The following is a 15,159-nucleotide window of genomic DNA, read 5'->3' as shown; positions in this document are numbered from 1 at the left end:
TCGCAAGTATTTAGCTTTTACGCTTTTAAAACGTCTATACCTTGGTCATTTAACATTTCGATTAAGTCAATTAAAGGTAGTCCAACAAGCGTGTTTGGATCTTTACCTTCGAGCTTTTTGAACAAGGCTATACCCAATCCCTCACTTTTAAAACTGCCTGCGCAGTCATAGGGCTTTTCCTTGTCGACATAATATTCAATCTGGGCTTGTGTTAGTTCTCGAAAGTGAACACAGAAGGTATCTAGGTGGACATGAGATTGTTTACTGACGTTATTGAAAACGGCTAGGCCTGTGAAAAACTGGATGACTTTTCCACTTTGGCTGCTCAACTGCTCAATTGCTGACTGTCGATTAAGCGGTTTGCCGATAATTTTCCCATCAATAACACAAACTTGATCACTTCCTATTATCAGGCTGGGTTGGTCGACTGTACAAGATTCTGCTTTAGTCTTCGCGAGTCGTGTAACTAAGCACTCTGGACTTTCGTTTTCGTGGGGAGTTTCATCACAGTCAGGAGACGCAGTGATGAAAGGCATAGATAACTTGGCGATAAGTTGCTGCCTGTATTTGGAAGTAGAGGCTAGGACAAGTTGGAAATTCGTCATATTATGTAATTACATTTCGTTTTCATCAGATGCGAAAAGATTAAAACATATTGTGCTTTTCGTCTCTGGTGTTTTGATAGCAATGAAAAAAACTATAACTTTTTGCCCTTTTTCTTTGACTAAAAATGAATAGGAAGATAGAATTCGCGCCCTATGCAAAAGGTAAAAATACCGCGAACGGTTGATCCGGCACGAGCAGCACAGAAACGCTTAGACTATGATGGTATCATCCAAGTCAGCCTTTTTAAGCGCTTATTCGAATCAGTTGAAGGCGTTAAACGCGACGCTCAAGTGTCATTGTCATTTGAGTTAGATGAACAGCGGCTTGTTGTTATCTCTGGTAAAGCTAACATCGAAGTTGATTTAGAGTGTCAACGCTGTAACGAGAACTTCGCTCATGAATGCGAAGTTACATTCACTTACACACCTTATAAAGGTGAACAAAGTGAAGAAAATGCACCGGAAGAGTACGATTTGGTAGATCTGAACGAGTACGGTGAAATAGACTTGATACAGTTAGTTGAAGACGAGTTCATTCTAAACTTACCTCAAATTGCCAAGCATGAAGAAGCGGATTGTAGCGTTCAATCAGACAATTTGGTATTTGGTGAAATTCCAGAAGAAATTGTGGAAGAAAAGCCGAATCCATTCGATGTTTTAAAAAACTTAAAGAATTAATTCTTTAAGCGTTAACATAGGAGTAGGGTCAATGGCCGTACAAAAGAGCAAAAAATCACGTTCTAAGCGTGGCATGCGTCGTTCTCACGATGCTCTAAACACAGCCGCGCTATCTGTAGATGCGACTTCAGGTGAAACTCACCTGCGCCACAACGTAACCGCTGAAGGTTACTACCGTGGCAAAAAGGTTATCAACAAGTAAGGTTGACCTTTGCCTAATATAACCGTTGCACTTGATGCAATGGGCGGGGATTTTGGTCCTCGCGTAACAGTGCCTGCCGCCGTGCAGGCATTGTCTCATTTCCCTGAGCTAAAAGTGATACTCATAGGTGATCATATAGCGATCGCTAAACAACTGTCGTTACTTGGCTATCACCCCAACCCACGCTTGGAAATACAGCACAGCGATCGCGTTATTTCTAATACAGAAAAACCTTCTTTAGCGTTAAGAAATAGTGACGGTACATCTATGTCTCAGTCCATTGATGCTGTTGCAAAACACGAAGCAGACGCATGTGTCAGCGGTGGTAATACTGGGGCTTTGATGGCGCTGTCGCGTTTTAAACTCAAACTCTTGCCTGGGATAGACCGCCCAGCCCTTATCTCTGCGCTGCCTACTGCTTCGGGATCGAATACTTGGATGCTAGATCTTGGTGCTAATGTCTCCAGCGATGCAGACTCCTTGTTTCAGTTTGCTATTATGGGAAGTGCCTTGGCCGAGCAATACTTAGAGCATTCTCCTCGCGTTGCAATTCTCAATATCGGCGCAGAAGAAATTAAAGGGAACGACTTGGTAAAACGCTGTGCAGAAATGCTCTCTCAAACCAACTCGATGAATTACATTGGCTATATTGAAGGTAATCAACTTTTGAGTGATGTCGCTGATGTGGTAGTTTGTGACGGTTTTGTGGGTAATGTCTGCCTTAAAGCCTGTGAAGGTACGGCGCAGATATTTATCAACAAGCTGAGGTCGAGTATGATGGCCTCATCAATAAAAGGTTGGATTGCAAGAAAATTATTTTCTGGGTTATTTAATGACCTGAAAACGCTGAACCCCGACCAGTATAACGGCGCAAGTTTGTTAGGATTGCGCGGCATTGTAATAAAAAGCCATGGAAGTGCTGATGTAGAAGCTCTTGTCAATGCAATTGGCGAAGCATTACACGAGGTCAAACGACAAGTACCAAGCCGTATTAGCGATCGTTTGGAAGCGGTTTTACTCGAGAGGCATTATTAGTCTTCATGTATAGCAAAATTTTAGGTACTGGCAGCTACCTGCCATCTCAGGTGCGTTCCAACGCAGATCTAGAGAAAATGGTAGATACAAGTGATGATTGGATCGTAACTCGTACTGGTATACGAGAGAGACGTATTGCTGCTGAGAATGAAACGGTTGCGGATATGGGCGCTATCGCCGCACAACATGCTATTGAGATGGCGGGAATTCAAACTGATGATATTGACCTTATCATCGTAGCAACGACCAGCAGTAGCCACACATTCCCATCATCTGCGTGTCAGGTGCAAGCCAAGCTTGGTGTTTCGGAATGCCCAGCTTTTGATATCGCAGCTGCTTGCTCTGGGTTTATTTATGCCCTGTCTGTCGCTGATCAGCATATTAAAACGGGTATGTGTAAAAATGTTTTGGTTATAGGTTCTGATACCTTGTCGAAAACATGTGATCCAACTGACCGCTCAACGATCATCTTATTTGGTGATGGCGCTGGGGCTGTTGTTGTGGGGGCCAGTGATGAACCTGGGATCCTATCTACACACATTTATTCTGATGGTCGCTTTGGAGAGTTATTGAGCTTAGAGGTACCTGAGCGCGGCAAAGATGCAGATAAGTGGCTACATATGGCGGGTAACGAAGTGTTTAAAGTCGCGGTTACTCAGCTTTCAAAATTGGTCAAAGATACCCTGGCAGCCAACAATATGCACAAATCTGAACTAGACTGGCTGGTGCCCCATCAAGCGAATTACCGGATCATTTCAGCGACGGCTAAGAAGCTGTCTATGTCTCTTGATCAAGTAGTCATCACCCTTGATAAGCATGGTAACACCTCTGCAGCTACGGTCCCGACTGCTCTTGATGAAGCAGTTCGAGATGGTCGAATCCAGCGAGGCCAAACACTTTTACTTGAGGCCTTTGGTGGTGGTTTTACATGGGGTTCTGCGTTAGTTAAATTCTAAACTAACGCGTATTTTCTGAGTTTTTTTGATGTCTAGAGTCTCCCTTTTGTCATCCAACGATGCGGTGTGCGAAGTAGGCTCTAGAAATAGGCATCGTTTGTTACTTTTTTAAGGTAAATAGAATGAGCAATTTTGCTATCGTTTTTCCAGGTCAAGGTTCTCAAGCTGTTGGTATGCTTGCTGAGCTTGGCGAGCGGTATGATGTAATAAGAAACACATTTGCAGAAGCGTCTGAGGCATTGGGCTATGACTTATGGTCCCTAGTTCAAGACGGTCCTGTAGAAGACTTGAATCAAACGTTTCGCACTCAACCTGCCTTATTGGCTTCTTCAGTTGCAATCTGGAGAGTATGGCAAGAGTTAGACTTGGATCAGCCAAGTTGCATTGCTGGTCATAGTTTGGGTGAATATTCAGCTTTAGTTTGCGCTGGTGTTATTGATTTCAAGCAGGCCATTAAATTGGTTGAGTTACGTGGACAGCTAATGCAAGAAGCGGTACCTGCTGGCACAGGGGCTATGTACGCCATCATTGGTCTTGATGATGAATCTATTGCGAAAGCATGTGAGGAAGCTGCCCAAGGAGATGTTGTTTCTCCTGTAAACTACAACTCGCCAGGACAAGTTGTTATCGCGGGCAGCAAAGAAGCTGTCGAAAGGGCTGGAACATTATGTAAAGAAGCTGGTGCTAAAAGGGCATTACCTTTACCAGTCTCTGTTCCCTCTCATTGTGCATTAATGAAACCAGCAGCGGACAAACTTGCTATCGCTCTGGAAGAAATAGAGTTCAATGTGCCTCAGCTGCCCGTTATCAATAATGTTGATGTGACTGCTGAAGCTGATCCAGAAAAAATTAAAGAGGCGCTGGTTCGCCAACTGCATAGCCCAGTTCGTTGGACGGAAAGTGTTCAGCATATGAGTGAGCAAGGTGTTGAGAAATTATATGAACTTGGCCCAGGCAAAGTATTGACTGGTCTGACAAAGAGAATTGTCAAAACACTCAGTGGTGCAGCGGTTAATGATTTAGCATCGCTTGACGCTGTTAAGTAAATATTTGAGGAATAGCAATTATGATGAATCTTGAAGGCAAAGTTGCTTTGGTGACAGGTGCGAGCCGTGGTATCGGTCGTGCTATCGCCGAACTTCTGGCTGAAAGGGGAGCGACAGTGATTGGTACTGCGACTTCTGAAAATGGGGCTGCGGCTATCAGTGATTACCTAGCAGACAAAGGCAAGGGTCTTGCCCTGAATGTGACCAATGTCGAATCAATTGAAGCAACTCTAAAAAACATCAACGATGAGTTTGGTGCGATCGATATTTTAGTGAACAATGCTGGTATCACTCGCGATAACTTGCTGATGCGCATGAAAGATGACGAGTGGAATGACATCATTGATACCAACTTAACGCCTATATATCGTATGTCAAAAGCAGTGCTTCGTGGCATGATGAAAAAACGCTCTGGTCGTATTATTAATGTTGGTTCTGTTGTCGGCACAATGGGCAATGCTGGACAAGCTAACTATGCAGCTGCTAAAGCAGGAGTGATAGGTTTTACTAAGTCTATGGCACGTGAGGTTGCATCTCGTGGTGTGACAGTAAATACTGTTGCACCTGGTTTTATTGAAACCGATATGACGAAAGCGCTTAACGACGAGCAAAGAGCAGCGACATTATCTAATGTTCCTGCAGGTCGTCTTGGAGATCCTAAAGAAATTGCTTCAGCAGTTGCTTTTCTTGCCTCTCCAGAAGCTGCGTACATTACAGGCGAAACTTTGCACGTTAATGGCGGCATGTATATGGTTTGATGCTAAGTTGAGCTAACTCGGCTATTAACTATCACAAAATAGCCTATAGTTTGTGATGACCAGCATCTATGTGCGCAAGATTTGTGCATGATATAAGTCAAAAATGTATTGAATTTCGGTAAAAATCGCGAAATTTGTGGTTTGACCAGCAAGTACCCCCTTGCAACTTTCAATAGTTCGAATAAACTACGGAACCATCGCATTGAGCGAAATCTGTAAAGGAAAAGAAAAATGAGCAACATCGAAGAACGCGTAAAGAAAATCATTGTTGAACAGCTAGGTGTAGATGAAGCAGAAGTTAAAAATGAAGCTTCTTTCGTTGACGATCTAGGTGCTGATTCTCTAGACACTGTTGAACTAGTAATGGCTCTAGAAGAAGAATTTGACACTGAGATTCCAGATGAAGAAGCTGAGAAGATCACAACTGTTCAAGCTGCAATCGACTACGTAAACAGCGCTCAGTAATATCTCTCCCAGGCGGCCTTCTGGCCGCCTGTGTTCTTTTTAACTCTTCTATACCTTTCATAGAATCATATCAATTCCGGAGAATAAAATCGTGTCCAAGCGTCGTGTTGTTATCACTGGCATGGGTATGTTGTCACCGGTCGGCAACACAGTAGAATCATCGTGGAAAGCCCTGCTAGAAGGTCAGAGTGGTATCGTTAATATCGAGCACTTTGATACAGAAAACTTTTCAACTCGCTTTGCGGGATTAGTAAAAGGTTTTGACTGCACAGAATACATGTCAAAGAAAGATGCTCGTAAAATGGATTTGTTTATCCAATACGGCATTGCTGCTGGCATTCAAGCTCTTGATGACTCAGGCCTAGAAATTAGTCATGACAACGCAGCGCGCGTTGGTGTGGCTATAGGATCAGGCATTGGTGGACTTGACCTCATCGAAGCAGGTCATACCGCTCTAGTCGAAAAGGGTCCGCGAAAAGTCAGTCCTTTCTTTGTCCCTTCAACCATAGTGAATATGGTTGCTGGAAACCTATCGATCATGCGTGGCCTCCGTGGTCCTAACATCGCTATCTCAACAGCATGTACCACTGGCCTTCACAACATTGGTCATGCCGCTCGTATGATTGCTTATGGTGATGCTGATGCTATGGTCGCTGGCGGAGCAGAGAAAGCTTCAACACCGCTCGGTATGGCAGGATTTGGTGCTGCTAAAGCACTATCTACTCGCAATGACGAACCTCAGAAAGCATCGCGTCCTTGGGATAAAGAGCGTGATGGTTTTGTTTTGGGTGACGGAGCTGGTGTTATCGTATTAGAAGAATATGAGCATGCGAAAGCCCGAGGCGCCAAAATTTATGCTGAGCTTGTTGGCTTTGGTATGTCTGGCGATGCCTATCATATGACCTCTCCAAGTGAAGACGGTTCTGGCGGTGCTTTAGCGATGGAAGCGGCAATGCGTGACGCTGGCATCACAGGTACTCAAGTCGGTTATGTCAATGCGCATGGAACTTCTACACCAGCGGGTGATGTCGCAGAAGCTAAAGGTATTCGCCGCGCGCTTGGTGAAGAAGGCACAAAACAAGTAAAAGTGTCTTCTACCAAGTCTATGACTGGCCACCTTTTAGGCGCCGCAGGTTCTGTAGAGGCGATCGTTACTATTATGGCTTTGGTTGATCAAATGGTGCCACCTACGATTAACTTAGACAATTGTGAAGAAGGGTTAGGAGATATTGACCTTGTCCCACATACTGCAAAGCCAATTAATTCAGATTACGCGATTTGTAACTCATTTGGTTTTGGCGGAACTAACGGTTCTTTGGTCTTTAAAAAAATCTAAAGAGTCTTAGAGCAATTTATGATAAAACGGCTTAATGCGCAGGCATTAGGCCGTTTCTCTATCTATGGAAGAAAATATGTACTGGGTAAATGGACGACTGTCAGAGACGATTTCTTTGCATGATCGCTCCTTTCAATATGGTGATGGTTGTTTTACCACTATGTTGGTTCAAGGAGAGCAGGTACAGTATTGGGATAAGCACAAAGAAAGAATGCAGTCATGTATGGAGCTGCTTGGGATCTCCCTGCCAAATTGGCATCAAGTAGAAGACTGGTTGCGAAATGCCTGTACTGCGAAAGTTGAAGCTGGCATTAAACTTCATATCAGCCGTGGCGAAGGCGGTCGTGGGTATAGTCCCAACAAAGTTAAGGGACCCAATGTAATTATCAGTACTTTTGATTTTCCCACTCACTATACAAAGTGGATGACTGAGGGAGTAAAATTAGGTGTATGTTCCCAGCGCCTTGGCCATAACCCTATGCTCGCAGGTCACAAGCATAACAATCGGCTTGAACAAGTACTACTCAAGTCTGAAATGGATGAAAAAGGCCTTTCTGATGGAATCGTGCTTGATATCAAAGCTAATGTCATAGAAACCACAATGGCTAATGTTTTTTGGGTTAACCAAGATGTTGTTTATACACCAGATCTTACCAACGCTGGCGTAAAAGGAGTGATGCAACGTGTTATTATTGATTCAGCGGTTAAGAATGGCATAGAGGTGAGAGTAGGGGACTATTCGCTTAAAGAGCTGTATGCAGCGGAGGAAGTCTTTATTTCGAACTCTCTTCTTCGTATAGCACCTGTCAAAGCTATTGGTCAGCAATCTTATGCAAAAAGCTCAGTGACAAAGACTATTCAGGAGATGATTAACCAGTGGTAAAAAGACTCACCTTATTGTTGTTAAGTGGCTTAGTGCTGGCAGGTGCTGGTTATGCCTACTTAACAAAGTACATGGAGCAATATGTCAACCAAGCACTCATATTGGATCAAGAGAAAATATATACAATTGAGCCAGGTGCGAGCTTTAACCAAGTATTATCTGGGCTGACAAAAGAGCAACTGATCGAATTTGATAAACTCACTCCCTTGGTACACAGATTTTACCCGCAAATGGCTGAGATCAAAGCTGGCACTTATCTTCTGATACCGGAAATGACGCTAAAGCAAGCTCTGGAGCTGTTTAACACGGGTAAAGAGCACCAGTTTGCCATCACCTTTGTCGAAGGTTCGACATTTTCTGAATGGCTCGACTCTCTGCAGCAAGCTCCACACCTTGACCATAAAGCTCAAGGCATGACAGAGGCTCAAATTGCGCAGAATATAGGTGTAAAACAGAATAAACTGGAAGGCTTGCTGCTAGCAGAAACGTATCATTACACTGTGGGTACTTCTGATCTCGATATATTAAAGCGGGCAGCCAACAAACTGCAAAAAGTACTCGATGAGCAGTGGTCTTTGCGTCAGAAAGATCTTCCACTTGATTCACCTTATGAAGCCTTAATCTTAGCTTCAATTATCGAGAAAGAAACCGCAGTAGAGTCAGAGCGAGAACGAGTGGCTGCCGTGTTCGTTAATCGACTTAATAAGCGAATGCGATTACAAACCGATCCGACCGTCATTTATGGTATGGGGGACAAGTACGATGGTAATATTCGCAAGAAAGATCTGCGAACGCCAACTCCGTACAACACCTATACTATTTTTGGTTTGCCACCTACGCCAATCGCTATGCCGGGGAAAGCATCCATTAAAGCTGCACTTAACCCAGAAGCGAGTCGCTATCTTTATTTTGTCGCGAGTGGTAATGGTGGGCATGTATTTTCTAAAACATTGGCCGAACATAACCGAGCCGTTCGTGCTTATTTAAAACAGTTAAGAAGTAATAAATGAACAAAGCTAAATTCATAGTTGTCGAAGGTCTAGAAGGCGCAGGAAAAAGTACAGCGATTAAAACAGTACTTGAGACACTTGAGAATGCAGGAATAAAGAACATTCAATCAACACGAGAGCCAGGTGGTACAGCATTAGCAGAACAACTGCGCACTTTGGTCAAACAAGACCATGAAGGCGAATCACTTCAAGATATGACTGAACTTTTGCTTATGTATGCTGCTCGTGTTCAGTTAGTTGAAAATGTGATTAAGCCTGCCTTGGCTTGTGGTGATTGGGTGGTTGGTGACAGACATGATATGTCTTCTCAAGCCTATCAAGGTGGAGGACGACAGCTTTCACATAAGATACTGCAAGATCTTAAGCAAACAACGCTGGGTGACTTTAAACCCGATTTGACCATTTATCTTGATATTGACCCCAAGCTTGGTCTTTCCAGAGCGAGAGGCCGAGGCGAGCTGGATCGCATTGAAAAGATGGACATGAGTTTTTTTGAGCGCACAAGAGAGCGCTATCTCGAATTAGCTTCTAGTGATGACAGGGTAGTCACCATCAACGCGAATCAAAGTATTGATGCTGTTGCCAGTGATATACAAAGTCAACTTAACGAATGGTTAAAACGGCAGCAATGATATCCACGTATCCATGGTTAAGTAGCATTTGGAAGGAATGGCAATCTAGTCTAGAGCAGGATACCTTTCCAAACGCTGTTTTGTTGAGCTCCCATCTAGGAATGGGCACTGAAGTATTGGTTTCAATATTCACTCAGGCTGTGATGTGTAGCAATTATGCTAGTGAAGCGTGCGGTGTTTGTCATAGTTGCCAGTTAATGCAGGCAAGCAACCATCCCGATTATCATCTTATCAAGCCAGAGAAAAGTGCTAAATCAATCAGTGTGGACCAAATTCGAGGTTGTAACCGATTAGCGCAGGAGTCATCGCAGTTATCGGGTAAGCGTATATTTATTATTGAACCCGCAGAGGCAATGACAGAATCTGCAGCGAATGCGCTTTTAAAGACTCTTGAAGAGCCCTCAAGTACCTGTATATTCCTCCTCATCTCCTATCAGCCACATAGGCTGCTTCCGACGGTGAGTAGTCGATGTCAAAGATGGCAAGTTACTAAACCTTCGGCGCACGAAGTCGCTGATTGGTTAAGTCAGCAGGTATCATTCACTATTGCTCCTCACATCGCGCATGTTAACGGTAATGCTCCAACCACTATTCAGTCATTCATGGACCGAGGACAAGAAGCGCTTTACCAGCAATTAGAGCAAAGTTTATTAGATATTCTAAAACATGACGGTGATCTGGTCGCTCTGGCTAAACTACTCGCAAGCTCACATGAGGAATCTCTCGATTGGATGTGGTACATACTTACTGATGCGCAGAAAGTTTATTTTGGTCTAGATGCGCCATACTTTTCACCCATTGCAAAAGAGCTTATACACTACTTAAGCTATGAGAAGCTCTTCCAACAAACAGAGAATTTAAGCAAATTAACAGAGCAACTCAGAGAATACTCAGGGCTTAACAGTGAATTGCTAATTCTAGATTGGTTAATCAAGTTTAACGAGGAAGTATGTTCGTAGATTCCGCAGTCACCTTTAAACACAACCGAATTGAAAGAGGTTGTTAAAGCGCTTCCCTTAGAACTCATATTAATAGAGACGGACTCCCAATATTTAGCCTCTGTGCCTCTCCTTGGAAAGCTAACCAGCCTATGCCTATAAAGGTTGCATACTACGTAGTACAGTTCAGGGAGTGTCGTCATCAGAAATAGGCTTGAAACTAGCCAAAACTCCCAAATTCTTTTTTCTCGAAGAGAAAAAAGAATTGAGTGGAAAAAGAACAAAAGGTCACTTTTCCATGTTAAATATCACGATAATGAGAAATATTATGCTTGTTTACGAAAAATGTTGAACTCGTGGTGTGAATAGGTCTGAGATGTAATTTTGTTACGTGAAATAACAAGCTTGGTGATTTTATTTTTACTGTAAAATTAATATTATCACTATTTAAGTCTATTGTTTTCAGTGGTTTATTGGAATTTTTGTGCAAAACACCCTACTTTTAGACTGTGATCTATCTATTAGTTTGAAACTTATTTTCGTAAGCCGCTAGAAAGTTTGTTTACCATCAATATATATTTAGAGCCGGAAAATATACTGTCATATGTGGTTACATTTTCCACGGGTGCTAACATTTAAGGCTACGGGGGTGTGCCGTTAGAACCCAAGAATTCTTATAATTTTTCAGGAGCATATATATGTTTAAGAATCTTTTTGCTAACCTGCAAAAAGTGGGTAAGGCTCTGATGCTTCCAGTATCAGTATTACCTGTTGCAGGTATCTTGCTTGGGGTTGGTGCAGCCAATCTAAGCTTTATTCCAGAGATTGTTTCGAATCTGATGGCACAAGCGGGTGGTTCTGTATTTGGCCAAATGGCGCTTTTATTTGCAGTCGGTGTTGCACTTGGCTTTACCAATAACGATGGTGTTGCTGGTCTAGCAGCCATTGTCGGTTATGGCATCATGACAGCTACTCTAGGAGCGCTTGCTCAGTTAGATGTGGAGTCTGCTAAAGCAGCGGCACTTGCGGCTGGAAACGTATTAGATGACAAAGCGGTAGAGTTGATCTTAAAACGTTACGAAACGGGCGTGCTTGGCGGTATTCTAGTTGGTGGTATTGCAGCTTGGTCCTTTAACCGTTTCTTTAAAATTCAGCTTCCAGAATACTTGGGCTTCTTTGCCGGTAAGCGCGCAGTTCCAATTATCACTGGTTTTCTAGCTATTGCATTGGCACTTATTCTGTCTGTGATCTGGCCTCCTGTTGCAGCGGTTATGCAGTCATTCTCTGATTGGTCAGCACACCAAAATCCACAGGTAGCTTTCGGTATTTACGGTATTGTTGAGCGTTCTTTAATCCCATTTGGTTTGCATCACGTTTGGAACGTACCTTTCTTCTTTGAAGCTGGCTCTTGTGTAAATGCAGCTGGTGAACCTCAAACTGGTGTTCTTACCTGTTACTTAGTGGCTGATGAAGCATCTCGTGCTGCTGGTAATGGCTTTGGACAGCTAGCTGGTGGTTATATGTTCAAGATGTTTGGTCTACCTGCAGCAGCGATTGCTATTGCTCATTCTGCTAAACCAGAGAATCGAGTAAAGGTTATGGGTATTATGGCTTCGGCGGCATTGACGTCATCCCTTACAGGTATTACAGAGCCGATTGAATTCTCATTCCTGTTTGTTGCTCCAATCTTATACGGTATCCACGCTTTGTTAGCGGGTTCAGCGTACGTGGTAGCAAACACTCTTGGTTTTGTGCACGGTACGTCTTTCTCACACGGTTTGATTGACTTCCTTGTTCTTTCAGGCAACGCTCAAAAAGTCGGTCTAATGGTAGCGACAGGTGTCGTCTATGCGGTTATTTACTACGTTGTGTTTCGTGTAGTGATTAAAGCTCTGGATCTTAAGACTCCTGGACGTGAAGATGAGTCGCTAGAAGAGGCAGTAGCATCTGGCTCTGAGCTTGCTGGTGAGCTTGTTGCTGCCTTTGGTGGTAAAGCTAATATCACTGGCTTGGATGCATGTATTACTCGCTTACGTGTTGCAGTTGCAGACGCTGAAGCAGTTGACCAAGACAAGCTAAAACAGCTGGGTGCTGCTGGTGTTGTTGTGGTTGCTGGTGGTGTTCAAGCAATATTTGGCACTAAGTCAGACAACCTTAAAACAGAAATGGATGAGTGGATCCGTAACAACGGCTAATTTACTTACATCTCGTGTGAAAAAAGGAGGCATTAGCCTCCTTTTTTAATCCAATCTAAATCGATTAAAAATTATCAAATTTATCACTTACCTTAACTTTAGTCTGACATATGGTAGTTTCTTATCTGTAGATTTGAACGCTGTTTTATTAGATAAGAGTAGAGAGTAATGAAGACACATAATCTAGTCAGAGCCGCTTTGCTTGGTACCATTTTATCTGTGAGTACGACAGTGTTAGCTGAAGGTGAAAGCAGCCATCAGTGGTCTGCAGGTATGGCGTTTGATCAAGATTTGAGCGCTGTTGTTGAACTGGATGATAAGTATCGTCTCACTTTAGGTAATGATGGCGCAGCTTTCGATTACATTTTTGCCAGAGGAAAGTTTGATGCGGATGTACCTTTTACTTGGTATGTCGGCGCAGGTGCTTGGAGTGAATGGGACCATGATGAGTTCGGAGCTCGAGTTCCTCTTGGCGTGAACTGGAACTTCCACAAAAACTGGGATATGTATGGTCAAGTTCACCCAGAACTAGACTTACATAGTGGCGCAGAGCTACAGATTGGTGGAGCACTTGGCGTTAAGTATACATTCTAGCTCATCAAAAAAATGCCGACATAGCTATGTCGGCACTTTTAATCGGAAAGGAAACTTATGATTCTTTCTTATTCATTGCTCTTATAATACATATGGCAGCGCCGCCCCAAGTAAGCCCCAGCCCTAGTACCATCATGACAATTGCTCCAGTGGTCATAGTGATTCCTCTTGTTTACTCGTCGCATTAATTAAAATACCAATGACAAATAGCGCAGCTATCATTGCCCAGCCTAAAGTGAGATCGTAGTCACCATAACCTTCGGTAAATAGTGTGTGTAGTTTGGTTACTAGGATAATGGCTAGCATTATTGGAGTAATGAACTTAAGGCAGATGATAAACCAAGTTCCGATTGAAAAATCCGAGATATCATTAGCGTATTGACGCACATCAGCCACTCTATTTAAAAGCCATGCCATCAAGACAATTTCCACTAAGCCACCAGCCATAATTCCGACATTGTTGGCAAAATGATCAACTAGATCGAGAAGTAGCAGTCCGCCATTGGTTGCAAAGGCCATTGATACAAAAACGCCTATACCTATGACTATTGTTGCCGCTTTTCTCCGGCTCCAGTTTAATTTGTCCATGATTGCGGACGTTACCGCTTCCATAATTGAAATATGCGAGCTCAGCCCCGCAACAACAAGGGCAAAGAAAAACAGAGGCCCTAGGATATAAGGTGCAGGCAGTAAGTTGATTGCTGCGGGCAAAGTAACAAACGCTAGGCCAACACCTGCAGAAACCACATCAGTTAGAGGTTTTCCTTGCTCGAAAGCCATATAACCCAGGACCGAAAAGATCATAATACCGGCTAAAATTGAGAATCCACAATTAATGAGGACAGTCATAAAAGCATTATTTGTAATATCTGACTTTTCAGGCAAATAACTGGAATAAGCGAGCATGATGGCAAATCCAATACTCAGCGTGAAAAATATCTGTCCATATGCAGCCGCCCACACCTTTACATCCCATATCTTACTAAAGTCAGGTTCAAACATGTAGTTTATGCCGTTAAGTGCTCCTGGAAGAAAAACCATTCTAGCAATAAGCAAAATAACCAAAATAAAGAGGATTGGCATCATAATTTTTGAAGCGCGCTCTATACCTGATTTCACACCACCAACAATAGCCGCATATGTGATAGCCCAAGCAATAGCCATAGCAGCGGCTATTTTCCACTGAATGTCGCCTAAGTTAGTTGGAGAGTTGTCTCCCAGTGCTAAGTACTCTTTGAAAAAGAAAGCATTCGTATCTGTGCCCCAGCTTTGGTTGAAAGACATACTAAAGTAAGAAATAGCCCAACCAATGACGGCCACATAGTACACGGCTATGACTGCGGCGACACCTACTTGAAACCATCCAAGCCATTCGAACTTCGAATGAATTTTTGCAAGGGTTCTAGGTGCACTTCCACGGTATTTTTGCCCCATACTGAACTCGAGTATCATGAAGGGAATACCTGCTGTGATCATGGCAAAAAGATAGGGAATAAAGAAAGCTCCGCCACCGTTATCGTAAGCCATGTATGGAAAACGCCATATGTTTCCCAACCCGATCGCTGATCCCACTGCGGCCAGTATAAAGCCAGCTCGGGATCCCCACTGTTCTCTTTTCATATAGGACTCCTGTAAATCCAATATCCTATGAGTAAAGCGATGAAAACGATGCGTTAGCTGAACGTTAGCTTGTCGCATCCAGTACATAGAAGTGGATATGCCTTTCTAGGTGGCATTTTAAATAAAAACTCACTGCTAATAAATAGCTGGGTAGCTATATGTACTGATAAATTCGCCTTACATTAGGTTTTTATGCTTCTTTGTTT

The 15,159-nt window shown here is 43.2% G+C and carries 17 protein-coding genes and 1 pseudogene; 15 read left to right on the top strand and 3 right to left on the bottom strand.

The features are described 5' to 3' along the window. Positions 1-17: 17 nt before the first annotated feature. Positions 18-605 (bottom strand): Maf family protein, encoded by a 588-nt coding sequence (locus AAFM34_RS03180; RefSeq protein ID WP_341659917.1) that lies wholly within the window; start codon positions 603-605, stop codon positions 18-20. Between the two features lie 153 nt (positions 606-758). Between AAFM34_RS03180 and yceD the strand changes: the two genes are divergently transcribed. The 15 genes and pseudogenes from yceD (at position 759) to AAFM34_RS03105 (ending at position 13,333) form a co-directional block, all read left to right on the top strand. Next, positions 759-1,283, top strand: a complete 525-nt coding sequence (yceD, locus tag AAFM34_RS03175) for a 23S rRNA accumulation protein YceD (RefSeq protein ID WP_341659915.1) — start codon at positions 759-761, stop codon at positions 1,281-1,283. A gap of 31 nt (positions 1,284-1,314) precedes the next feature. Beyond that, positions 1,315-1,485 carry a 50S ribosomal protein L32 gene (gene rpmF, locus AAFM34_RS03170; protein WP_114787253.1) on the top strand — a complete coding sequence of 57 codons (171 nt, stop codon included), beginning with the start codon at positions 1,315-1,317 and terminating at the stop codon, positions 1,483-1,485. A gap of 9 nt (positions 1,486-1,494) precedes the next feature. Continuing rightward, positions 1,495-2,520 (top strand): phosphate acyltransferase PlsX, encoded by a 1,026-nt coding sequence (gene plsX, locus AAFM34_RS03165; RefSeq protein WP_341659912.1) that lies wholly within the window; start codon positions 1,495-1,497, stop codon positions 2,518-2,520. 5 nt (positions 2,521-2,525) lie between these two features. Continuing rightward, on the top strand, positions 2,526-3,476 hold the full coding sequence (locus AAFM34_RS03160) for a beta-ketoacyl-ACP synthase III (protein ID WP_341659910.1): 951 nt from the start codon (positions 2,526-2,528) through the stop codon (positions 3,474-3,476). A gap of 122 nt (positions 3,477-3,598) precedes the next feature. Continuing rightward, positions 3,599-4,522 carry an ACP S-malonyltransferase gene (gene fabD / locus AAFM34_RS03155; RefSeq protein WP_341659908.1) on the top strand — a complete coding sequence of 308 codons (924 nt, stop codon included), beginning with the start codon at positions 3,599-3,601 and terminating at the stop codon, positions 4,520-4,522. Positions 4,523-4,545: 23 nt separating this feature from the next. Further along, positions 4,546-5,280, top strand: coding sequence for a 3-oxoacyl-ACP reductase FabG (gene fabG, locus AAFM34_RS03150; protein WP_341659957.1), 735 nt, complete (start codon positions 4,546-4,548; stop codon positions 5,278-5,280). A gap of 231 nt (positions 5,281-5,511) precedes the next feature. Beyond that, positions 5,512-5,745, top strand: coding sequence for an acyl carrier protein (acpP, locus tag AAFM34_RS03145; protein WP_004406112.1), 234 nt, complete (start codon positions 5,512-5,514; stop codon positions 5,743-5,745). A 91-nt stretch (positions 5,746-5,836) separates the two neighbouring features. After that, entirely contained in the window at positions 5,837-7,081 is a 1,245-nt protein-coding gene (fabF, locus tag AAFM34_RS03140; RefSeq protein WP_341659906.1) for a beta-ketoacyl-ACP synthase II, read from the top strand. Between the two features lie 76 nt (positions 7,082-7,157). Next, a complete protein-coding gene (pabC, locus tag AAFM34_RS03135) occupies positions 7,158-7,964 on the top strand; it encodes an aminodeoxychorismate lyase (RefSeq protein WP_341659904.1) in 807 nt (268 codons plus the stop codon). Then, a complete protein-coding gene (mltG, locus tag AAFM34_RS03130) occupies positions 7,958-8,974 on the top strand; it encodes an endolytic transglycosylase MltG (protein WP_341659902.1) in 1,017 nt (338 codons plus the stop codon). The genes pabC and mltG overlap by 7 nt, the downstream gene beginning before the upstream one ends. After that, entirely contained in the window at positions 8,971-9,606 is a 636-nt protein-coding gene (gene tmk / locus AAFM34_RS03125) for a dTMP kinase (RefSeq protein WP_341659900.1), read from the top strand. Before mltG ends, tmk begins: the two co-directional genes overlap by 4 nt. Then, the gene (holB, locus tag AAFM34_RS03120) at positions 9,603-10,565 is read left to right on the top strand and encodes a DNA polymerase III subunit delta' (protein ID WP_341659956.1); all 963 of its coding nucleotides are present in this window, start codon (positions 9,603-9,605) and stop codon (positions 10,563-10,565) included. The genes tmk and holB overlap by 4 nt, the downstream gene beginning before the upstream one ends. A 24-nt stretch (positions 10,566-10,589) precedes the next feature. After that, positions 10,590-10,756: pseudogene (locus tag AAFM34_RS03115) on the top strand (TatD family hydrolase); the annotation flags it as partial. A 486-nt stretch (positions 10,757-11,242) separates the two neighbouring features. Then, positions 11,243-12,739, top strand: a complete 1,497-nt coding sequence (gene ptsG, locus AAFM34_RS03110; protein WP_341659898.1) for a PTS glucose transporter subunit IIBC — start codon at positions 11,243-11,245, stop codon at positions 12,737-12,739. Between the two features lie 168 nt (positions 12,740-12,907). Beyond that, positions 12,908-13,333 (top strand): hypothetical protein, encoded by a 426-nt coding sequence (locus tag AAFM34_RS03105; RefSeq protein ID WP_341659896.1) that lies wholly within the window; start codon positions 12,908-12,910, stop codon positions 13,331-13,333. Positions 13,334-13,388: 55 nt separating this feature from the next. Here the strand turns inward: AAFM34_RS03105 and AAFM34_RS03100 are convergent, their stop codons facing one another. Both AAFM34_RS03100 and AAFM34_RS03095 read right to left on the bottom strand, forming a co-directional pair. Beyond that, the gene (locus AAFM34_RS03100; protein WP_341659894.1) at positions 13,389-13,490 is read right to left on the bottom strand and encodes a MetS family NSS transporter small subunit; all 102 of its coding nucleotides are present in this window, start codon (positions 13,488-13,490) and stop codon (positions 13,389-13,391) included. Next, positions 13,487-14,953, bottom strand: a complete 1,467-nt coding sequence (locus AAFM34_RS03095; RefSeq protein ID WP_341659891.1) for a sodium-dependent transporter — start codon at positions 14,951-14,953, stop codon at positions 13,487-13,489. Before AAFM34_RS03095 ends, AAFM34_RS03100 begins: the two co-directional genes overlap by 4 nt. Between the last annotated feature and the right edge of the window lie 206 nt (positions 14,954-15,159).

The organism is Vibrio sp. (assembly GCF_038138445.1).
Taxonomy (GTDB): Bacteria; Pseudomonadota; Gammaproteobacteria; order Enterobacterales; family Vibrionaceae; genus Vibrio.
This window is presented reverse-complemented; position numbering and strand designations above follow the sequence as displayed.

Bases quoted from the DNA above. Each gene is read 5' to 3' on its own strand.
- fabG (WP_341659957.1), top strand. From the start codon at position 4,546: ATGAATCTTGAAGGCAAAGTTGCTTTGGTGACAGGTGCGAGCCGTGGT.
- tmk (WP_341659900.1), top strand. From the start codon at position 8,971: ATGAACAAAGCTAAATTCATAGTTGTCGAAGGTCTAGAAGGCGCAGGA.
- ptsG (WP_341659898.1), top strand. From the start codon at position 11,243: ATGTTTAAGAATCTTTTTGCTAACCTGCAAAAAGTGGGTAAGGCTCTG.
- holB (WP_341659956.1), top strand. From the start codon at position 9,603: ATGATATCCACGTATCCATGGTTAAGTAGCATTTGGAAGGAATGGCAA.
- AAFM34_RS03180 (WP_341659917.1), bottom strand. From the start codon at position 605: ATGACGAATTTCCAACTTGTCCTAGCCTCTACTTCCAAATACAGGCAG.
- fabD (WP_341659908.1), top strand. From the start codon at position 3,599: ATGAGCAATTTTGCTATCGTTTTTCCAGGTCAAGGTTCTCAAGCTGTT.
- AAFM34_RS03095 (WP_341659891.1), bottom strand. From the start codon at position 14,953: ATGAAAAGAGAACAGTGGGGATCCCGAGCTGGCTTTATACTGGCCGCA.
- rpmF (WP_114787253.1), top strand. From the start codon at position 1,315: ATGGCCGTACAAAAGAGCAAAAAATCACGTTCTAAGCGTGGCATGCGT.
- acpP (WP_004406112.1), top strand. From the start codon at position 5,512: ATGAGCAACATCGAAGAACGCGTAAAGAAAATCATTGTTGAACAGCTA.
- AAFM34_RS03160 (WP_341659910.1), top strand. From the start codon at position 2,526: ATGTATAGCAAAATTTTAGGTACTGGCAGCTACCTGCCATCTCAGGTG.
- pabC (WP_341659904.1), top strand. From the start codon at position 7,158: ATGTACTGGGTAAATGGACGACTGTCAGAGACGATTTCTTTGCATGAT.
- yceD (WP_341659915.1), top strand. From the start codon at position 759: ATGCAAAAGGTAAAAATACCGCGAACGGTTGATCCGGCACGAGCAGCA.
- AAFM34_RS03105 (WP_341659896.1), top strand. From the start codon at position 12,908: ATGAAGACACATAATCTAGTCAGAGCCGCTTTGCTTGGTACCATTTTA.
- AAFM34_RS03100 (WP_341659894.1), bottom strand. From the start codon at position 13,490: ATGACCACTGGAGCAATTGTCATGATGGTACTAGGGCTGGGGCTTACT.